Source organism: Spirosoma sp. (assembly GCF_048594605.1).
In the GTDB taxonomy this organism is placed as follows: Bacteria; Bacteroidota; Bacteroidia; order Cytophagales; family Spirosomataceae; genus Spirosoma.
The window spans coordinates 1-8,244 of sequence record NZ_JBMDWV010000347.1 but is presented as its reverse complement, the minus strand read 5'-3'; the positions used below and the strand labels follow the sequence as shown (position 1 = coordinate 8,244).

The 8,244-nt window shown below is 42.4% G+C and carries 10 protein-coding genes; all 10 read left to right on the top strand.

Annotated features, from left to right (window positions below; translation table 11 throughout):
• Nucleotides 1-1,430, top strand: a 1,430-nt coding sequence (locus tag ACOJS8_RS21085) for a VirB4 family type IV secretion system protein (RefSeq protein ID WP_420150528.1), incomplete at its 5' end; no start/stop codon positions are given.
• Nucleotides 1,431-1,432: 2 nt separating this feature from the next.
• Complete coding sequence (virB5, locus tag ACOJS8_RS21080; RefSeq protein ID WP_234072276.1) at nt 1,433-2,089, top strand: P-type DNA transfer protein VirB5; 657 nt, start codon at nt 1,433-1,435, stop codon at nt 2,087-2,089.
• 86 nt (nt 2,090-2,175) lie between these two features.
• Nucleotides 2,176-2,535 (top strand): hypothetical protein, encoded by a 360-nt coding sequence (locus ACOJS8_RS21075; protein ID WP_420150527.1) that lies wholly within the window; start codon nt 2,176-2,178, stop codon nt 2,533-2,535.
• 3 nt (nt 2,536-2,538) lie between these two features.
• Entirely contained in the window at nt 2,539-3,465 is a 927-nt protein-coding gene (locus ACOJS8_RS21070) for a type IV secretion system protein (protein ID WP_420150526.1), read from the top strand.
• 162 nt (nt 3,466-3,627) lie between these two features.
• Entirely contained in the window at nt 3,628-4,404 is a 777-nt protein-coding gene (locus tag ACOJS8_RS21065; protein WP_420150525.1) for a virB8 family protein, read from the top strand.
• Between the two features lie 2 nt (nt 4,405-4,406).
• Nucleotides 4,407-5,204 carry a TrbG/VirB9 family P-type conjugative transfer protein gene (locus ACOJS8_RS21060; RefSeq protein ID WP_047624676.1) on the top strand — a complete coding sequence of 266 codons (798 nt, stop codon included), beginning with the start codon at nt 4,407-4,409 and terminating at the stop codon, nt 5,202-5,204.
• A complete protein-coding gene (locus ACOJS8_RS21055) occupies nt 5,191-6,411 on the top strand; it encodes a TrbI/VirB10 family protein (RefSeq protein ID WP_420150524.1) in 1,221 nt (406 codons plus the stop codon). The genes ACOJS8_RS21060 and ACOJS8_RS21055 overlap by 14 nt, the downstream gene beginning before the upstream one ends.
• 18 nt (nt 6,412-6,429) lie before the next feature.
• Nucleotides 6,430-7,437, top strand: a complete 1,008-nt coding sequence (gene virB11, locus ACOJS8_RS21050) for a P-type DNA transfer ATPase VirB11 (protein ID WP_032679805.1) — start codon at nt 6,430-6,432, stop codon at nt 7,435-7,437.
• A gap of 6 nt (nt 7,438-7,443) precedes the next feature.
• A complete protein-coding gene (locus ACOJS8_RS21045) occupies nt 7,444-7,797 on the top strand; it encodes a hypothetical protein (RefSeq protein ID WP_420150523.1) in 354 nt (117 codons plus the stop codon).
• 19 nt (nt 7,798-7,816) lie between these two features.
• On the top strand, nt 7,817-8,244 hold a 428-nt coding region (locus ACOJS8_RS21040), incomplete at its 3' end, for a type IV secretory system conjugative DNA transfer family protein (RefSeq protein WP_420150522.1).

Genomic DNA, 8,244 nt, shown 5'->3' with positions numbered 1-8,244 from the left:
TGGATTCTATATTTTCTGCTCGCGATACCCGCTTTATCAGATCAACTGTGACAAATGACGATACTTACTACTCGTTATTTCCCGGTTGCACTATAGCGATGTATCCGGTTCCTAAATCAACAGAAAATCTGGCATGTGGTTTTTCGCTTCATGCTTCTCCAGTCGGAAAAGCAGATGGAAACCCGCCCGGAGATGGTAAAGCATGGATGCCATTTCGTTCAGCCACTGACGCACTTTACTTTTTTAATGCGCATAATAGCCCTGTAGGGAAAAACAATATTGGCGAGCGTATGCCAGGGCATGTTTCCGTTGTCGGTATGACGGGGGCGGGGAAGACAACTCTTGAAGGAGAGTTAGTCTTGTTTGCGAGTCGATGGAATCCTATGTACTTTGGTCTGGATTACAACCGTTCATTTGAAAATTTACTCAGGGCGCTTGATACACAATATTATGTAATATCGCCAGGTGAAGATACGGGAATTAACCTGTTTCAACTGGAAGATACGCCAGCTCTTCGTACTCACCTATTTGACCAAGTGCTCACAATGGCCGGTGGAGGAAGCGAAGCCGAACAGAAACAAATACGTAGCTCTATCGATGCGGTTATGTCGCACTCTGTGGTAGAGAATAGAGGTATGTCACTCCTGCTGCAAAACATAGCGCCAACAGAAGATGAAAACTGTCTACATGTGCGCCTGGCGAAATGGTGTCGAATCAGTCCTGATGGCTCAACAGGCCGAAATGCATGGGTTTGTGACGCAGCTGTCAACCGCTTCGATCCTATGAAGTTCCGGCGACTTGCGTTCGATTGCACGCAGATAATGAAGAAAAGCTTCTTTATGAAAAATCGGGATATCATGGAGATATTCCTGAATAACATGTTTTACTTGAAACGAATGATGCATGAGTCTCAGCCGGGAAATATGCTGATTAACATGATCGCTGAGTGCTGGATTCCACTAACGTTTGAAAGTACAGCGGATTCACTTAAGGAGATTCTAAAAGCTGGCCGAACAAGGGGCGAAATATTGATAATGGACACTCAAAGCCCTGAAGATTTAAGCGAGAGTGAACATGCTCCAGCAGTAATTCAGCAGGTAATTACTCAAATATGGTTAGCAAATGATAAAGCTGATGAAAAGCAATATGCGAAGTTTAATATTAAAGGGAAAGAGTTCGAAATAATTTCTAACTTTAACCCGTTGGCGCGTGAGTTTCTTATTAAGCAAGGCCAGCAGTCAACGGTACTATCATTTGATTTACCCGATGATTTGAAATATTGGCTACCTATCCTTTCTACAACCATTGGAAAAGAGGGTAATGCAGCTATTGCTGCAAGTGTCAGAGAGAGATTAGGGACAGATGATCCTGCTAAGTGGGTACATGTGTTCCTTGATGAAATACAGAGAATGAAACAAACAGAGGATTAGTTATGAAAATTAAGGTTATTTCAACTTGCCTGTCACTCATTTTATATGCAGCGCCGTATCATAGTTATGCTTCGGGTATCCCAACGGTTGATGTTGCAAATATAGCTCAATTGGTTTCCAACGCTCAGCAACAAGCTCAGCAGGCGCTGGATCAACTGAATGAAACGAAAGCAGCTATCCAGCAAGCGAAAAGCCAATACGACCACTATAAAAACTTAGTTACAGGTAATAACAAACTTGGTGATTTCTTAAATGATCCACTTATAAACAAAGTATTACCCCTCAATGACTGGAATGATATTTATAGCGATACAAAAAATCTTGCTGATTTGCGCAGCCGCTATGGATTAACTTCCAGTGACCCGAAAGTACAACAGGCGTTCGATAAGTTGCTGCAACAAGCTGGCGCACTGGAAGATACCTACAATGCCTCTTCACAGCGTGTAGATAATGCTGAGCAATTACGTCAGCGATTAAATACGGTTCAGACTCCGCAGGAGCGCGAAGAGTTGGCATTACGCTTACAGCAAGAGCAGCTGGAGCTGCAAAACCAACAAATAAAGTTGCAAAATATACAAATGCTTATGGATCAAAAAGAGAAGATTGAAGATAAAAAAAGGGCGCAGGCGTTTTGGAATAAGCTTGAAGGAAATCCTTGATAATCGTCATAAAATCGGTTTTATCTCTCTTTAAAAAATAAATGTAATATGCAATAATGTGGTTGTATATTAACGAGGGATAATAAATGAAAAAGTTTATTTGTGCGTTTGCTGTGATTGTGTCTGCGGTAATAATTTCTGGTTGTGATGGTCAACAAAAGGTGACTGATGGTTTTTCTGGTCAATGGAAAGCTGTCAGTAAGGCAGATGGTAGCGCATTACATCCCAAATACAGCTCTGTTATGAATATAACTTGCAGTGAAGCTGCATGTCATATCATAAACAAAAAGAAAAGTGTGCTGAGCGATGATGAATTAGTTAGCAATTCCGACTGGAACATCAAAGATAGTACAACTTTGATGAAAGGCAACGGTATTGCTTCTATTTACATTAAAGACAATAAACTCATTGCAAATGATGTTATGTATGAACGTCAGAAGGAGTAGTGAATGGCTATAGAGTTAGAAATTGCACAAACTCTATACCGGGCTATCGATGATGCATTATCAGGAATAATTACAACCGGCACCGCAAATCTCATGATCGGTGTCGGTTCTCTTTTTGGTGCTTTCTGGCTTATCGACAGAACGGTAAATTCAATCAACTGGTATTTTCAGGGTTTTAATGGAATATTGCAGAATGAGATAATGAATGCAATAAAATCTGCTTTTATTATCTATAGTGCTTTTCACGTTGGATGGTACATGAAGGTTGTTGTCCCCTTCGTCAATGATATGCCTACATGGACAATACAACAATTATCAGGAGTACCAATAGGAACCAACCAAGTAGATGCTTTAATAAATACGTACCTTAATGGATTGTGGGAATTTATCAAAAATATTGATTTTGACCCTATCTTCAACTTCAAAGAAAGCATTGCTAGTGTCCTCGTATTGATTTGTTTCTTGCTTGGCGGAATCCCGTTCCTCGGAGTTTGTGTTGCCACCTTAATGACACTTAAAGTCGCTACATCACTTTTTTTGGTTGTCGGTCCATTATTCATTGCGTTCGGCCTGTTTGACCAGACGAGGCAATATTTTTGGGGGTGGGTGTCTCTTATGGGGGGGTTCATGTTAACGCAAATTATTTTCGGTATTGCAATCACACTGGAAATAAGTTTCCTTAATTCCTTTGTTTTAACCTCGGATCCAAACGGAGCTATGAGCGGTTCGTTTAAAGGAGCATTTGCCTTACTGCTCTATTTCGGCACATTCACTGCCATCGCAACAGAGATACCCAACTATGCAGCTTCTGTTATGGGAGGCGCGCCAAGCGGTGCTCATGGCCTTAAAAAGCTATTCCTCAAAGGCACAGGTTTAGGAGCTGCTCAGCGCTTTGCAGGCTCATTTAGAAACCGTATCCGCTCGGCTTAACTACCGAAGTATCCTAAACATGGGGGCTAGCCCTAATGACAATGAAAAATATTACCTGTCTATTCCTTTCTCTTTTTGTTTTGTCTGGTTGTGTATCAACAACCAATAAAAACATTCATGCAGACGAATGGATAAAGGTTAATAAATACACCGGAGATTGAAATGTTCAAAAGGAAAAAGAAAGACGTAATTGAACAGTCCTACAACATTGAAAAATACAAGGATAGTTTCACCCCCGAAGAAGCTAAGGAAATTAGCCTGGCAGTTCGAAGTTATACGTATGCCGCTCAGTTTTTTGAAAAGCATATTGCTGAGGAAGAAAAGGCTAAAGTAAAACAGTTTAAACGGCTTTGCATTTTTTTCGGTGGTCTTGCGTTCATGTCGGTTGCGGCTGTTTTATTACTCACTCCACTAAAAACAGTGGTTCCCTATGTAATCCGTGTCGATAATAATTCCGGCTATACCGATATAGTACGTACTGGTGCCGACCAAAGTATAGCTAAAACTGATGATGCTTATTGGTCGATGACATATATCCTAAACCGAGAAAGTTATGATTTCTCCAATCAGGATTTACGGTCAAAAATTGTTGAGCTTACTTCATATGCTGACGTATTTACTGAGTATAAAAACTTCCAGTTATCCAAGAAGGGGTATCTTGAGGTTTTAGGTGATAAACAGCAAATCAGGGTCAGTATACGTAATATCAGTGAGCCTGTACAAAGTGTAGATGGAAAAACAACATCTATTCAGATTCGCTTTGATAAAAATGTTCTGGATAATGTCGGGCAGCCTGTTGGGAACATCCCTCCGACAACCTGGCTTGCAACTATTGTCTTTGATTACAACAAACCACCTAAAATTAAAAAGGAAGAGTGGATGAATCCTCGCGGGTTTGCTGTACGTTCTTACCAGCTGAATCAGGAGGTTGGATATTAGTAATGAAAATTCAACTACTGGCGTTCTTTGTTATTTCAGCCATCGTTTCTTCAGCACAGGCTGAAACGTCCGGCAGAGGAACCCAGCTTGACAGGCGCATCCAAACAGCCACCTATTCACCAGACAACGTTTTTCGAATTAATGCTTCAGTTGGGCGAGCAACTATTGTCCAGTTTGAAGATGGCGAAACCATTCGCCGCGATAACGGTATTATGGCTATGGGTGATCCAAGCGCGTGGGAAGTTGGTCCTAATAAATCAGGCGATGCGGTGACAGTTAAACCTAAAACGGATCAGGAGCCAGATACCAACTTTATCATTAAGACTAATAAGCGAACCTATGTTCTGGAGCTGAAATTAGTTACGGATATTTCAAAAACAACCTATCTTTTGAGGTTTAATTATCCGAAACCGCCTGCGCCGGTTGAAAGTCCTTTTGTTGGTCGTGACCTGAATCAAAATCCATGTTCCGGTAATCAGAACAGACGTTATGAGAAAAAAGGCGACCTTGCTATCTCTCCTTCGGAAGTTTGGGATAATGGTACTTTCACATGTATGCGATTCCCGACAAATGCGCCTCGCCCTGTTGTCTATGAAGTTTTACCGGATGGGACTGAGACATTGGTAAACTCGCATACCGTTAACGATATTCTGGTAATTCATAGTGTCAGTACCATGTATAAATTACGTCTGAACAAACTAGTTCTTGCTGTCAGAACTCGCGTGAACAATACCGGGTATTATAACTACAACGGGACTACTACAGGCGAGATAAGAGAGGTTAAAAATGACAGAAAATAATGAGTCAGATGATCTGTTTAAAAACTTACCTCGCGGTGATTTCAATTTATTAGGAGTCAAAAAAGATAAGAAACCTAAAACAAAGATAATTTTGGTTATTGGCGGAGGTGTTCTTTTTCTGTTTATTGCTATCAGCTCTATCTTCTTTTTTGCATACCGGGCTATGCAGGCGAATAACCCTAATCCCGTCGATGAAACGAACGTCAAAGCAGATGCTGCATTGAATTCAAAACCCATTTCAGATGATGAGCTTCAAAAACGTAGAGCTGAGATTTTAAGGAGAAAGAAAGAAGAGGAGGCCAAAACTCCGCCTCAGCCAGTGCAGGCGGCTCCCGCCATTGTAGCTGCCACGGGTAAGCAAGAGCCACCACCGCCGAGTGCGGCTTATTTACGTAAACTTAGCGGCGGAATCACGGTACAGGAAACGGGGGGCGGCCAGTCAGCTTCTTCAAGCAGTGATAGCAGCGAGCAGCAGACAGCTAACACAGCTGTCGTCGCGCCTGAAGCAGCTGCAGCGTTGAATCAAGACAGTGATAGCGCTGGTTTGGGAACTCCAGTGGATAATAGCAGGGGAAATCTTTCTAATTTAAGAGGAACCAGCTATGCATCAACAAGCGCTTACATGTCACCTGATCGTAAATTCCTCTTAAAGAGAAAATCTAATCTGCGCTGTGCGCTTTATACGGGCGTTAAAACGGATCATCCGGGTTTTGTAAAATGCATTTTGACGCAGCCGCTGTACTCGGCTGATGGCAGCGTTATTCTGGCCGGAGCAGGAGCTGAGCTTGACGGGGAGCAGAAGGTCGAAATCAAGCCGGGGCAATCCAGTGTGTTTACAACATGGACGGATCTTGAAACGTCTGTAGGTGTGAGGGCGAGCCTCAACGCGCTAGGAACTGGTGCTATGGGCGAAAGCGGTACCAATGCCTATGTAGATAATCACTATGGTCAGCGATTTGGTGGGGCTGTAATGCTCTCATTCATTCAGGATGCTTTTGCTTCAGCTGCGAATGCAACGAAAAATAATAATTCCACCTATTCATTCGATAATAGTGAAAGTAATGCTGAAAGTATGGCAACAAAAGCGCTCGACAGTAGCATTAACATTCCTCCTACGGGATATGTATTACCAGGAACGGTTATTAATGTGATCGTCGCTCAGGATGTGGATTTTTCTTCAGTGTTTAAAACACGCCCTCAGCGTTAATAATATTGGGAATTAAATATGAGTTTTGATAATGCAACGCTTGCTCGTGACTTTCTTAAACAAAGTGGTGTGCATGAGTGCCTTAATCGTGAGGGGGTCAGAGATGTTGCCATTAACCGGCCTGGCGAGATATGGCTTGAAAATGAGAATGGCTGGGTCAGGGAGGAAAGGCCTACGCTCGATTTGTCTATGTGCAGCCGCCTCGCTAACGCGCTCGCTGCATATAACAATCAGAGCCTAACCGTCAAATCGCCAATCAAAACAGTTGAGTTGCCAGATAACGAGCGAGGACTGATCGTAATGGCTCCAGCATGTGAGCCAGGCACGTTGTCGATGACGTTCCGTAAGCCCTCCAATGACCGTTATACGCTTCAGGGATATATCGATAGCGGTCGGTTTAATGAGGCTTTAGCTCTTACTGGACGTGGAACAGAACTGGAGGAATGGCAGATTTCTCTAAAGCGCTTCCATGCACAAAAAGACTGGCTCAATTTTTTCATGCTTGCGATAGAACGCCGTCTTAATATCATTATCTTTGGTGGTACTGGCTCAGGTAAGACGACGTTCGCGAAATCACTTGTAGATTTGTTCCCTGTACACCGGCGGATGTTGACTATTGAGGCAGTGAATGAGCTGAAGATGCCCTATCATCCAAATCATGTGCATTTGATTTATGGCGATATCATCACCCCAAAAGAATTGGTTTCCTGCTCGTTACGAATGAAGCCAGATCATATATTTCTTGCAGAATTAACCGGTGATGAAGCATGGGATTTCATGGAGCTTTTAAACACCGGCCATCCGGGAACGATCACTACAGCACATGCTAATGACACTCTTTCAGGTTACGGCCGCGTATGCGGAATGATTAAGCAATCTCCTGTGGGGATGGGGCTTGATTATGAGTACATAGAGCGTCGCGTTCGTACATCTTTCGATATTGTGCTTTATATGGAGCATACCCGTATTTTAGAAGTTCATTATGAACCAGAAACTAAACTTCGATTGCTTAACGCTGCGAGGTAACGATAAATGAAAAAGTATCTAATATGGACGGTGATATTTATCTTCGCTGTAATCCTCTCTGTCATTATCGGTAATTATTCAGGCGGCGCTTTATATCTTTACTTGGCTGGATTGCCAGCAAGCAATGTAACATGGGATACGTTATATAATGGTGCCCATCTGCCTTATAAACATCCGGACTTTTCAAGTGCTATATGGGGGAGTGTTCTCGCTGCATGGATTGTATTCATTCCCGTCTTAATTACCGTTGTGACTATCTGGTTATTTTTGCTTCCTAAAAACAGATCTCTTTACGGAAATGCAAGGTTTGCGACCAATAAAGAAATGGAAGTGTTCCACTATAAAGGTGATTACAATTAATTTTCGTGAAGGGTGATTTATGAAAAAAACGAAGCAAAAGAAATACCCCGGCATTATCTTAGGAAAGCATCCCACTAAAAATATATTTTTAACCAGCTATGGTCAGACTTTTGTGCTTCTTGCAGCGTCACCGGGGAGCGGTAAAGGGGTTAGCTTTATTATCCCAAATCTTCTTTCGTTTCCCGATTCTGTCGCAGTCAATGACCCAAAATTCGAAAACTGGAATATCACTTCTGGTTTCCGAGCTGCATGTGGGCATGAGTGTTACCGGTTCTCTCCAGAACTACTCGAAACACATCGCTGGAATCCTTTAAGCTTCCTGGCAACAGATGAACTGGATCGTTTTGGAGACATTAAATCCTTATCCTCCACATTGTTCGTTGACCCTGATGGAAAAAATCAGTCCTTCTATAACAACGCGGGTAAAATCTGTTCAGCAATAATCCT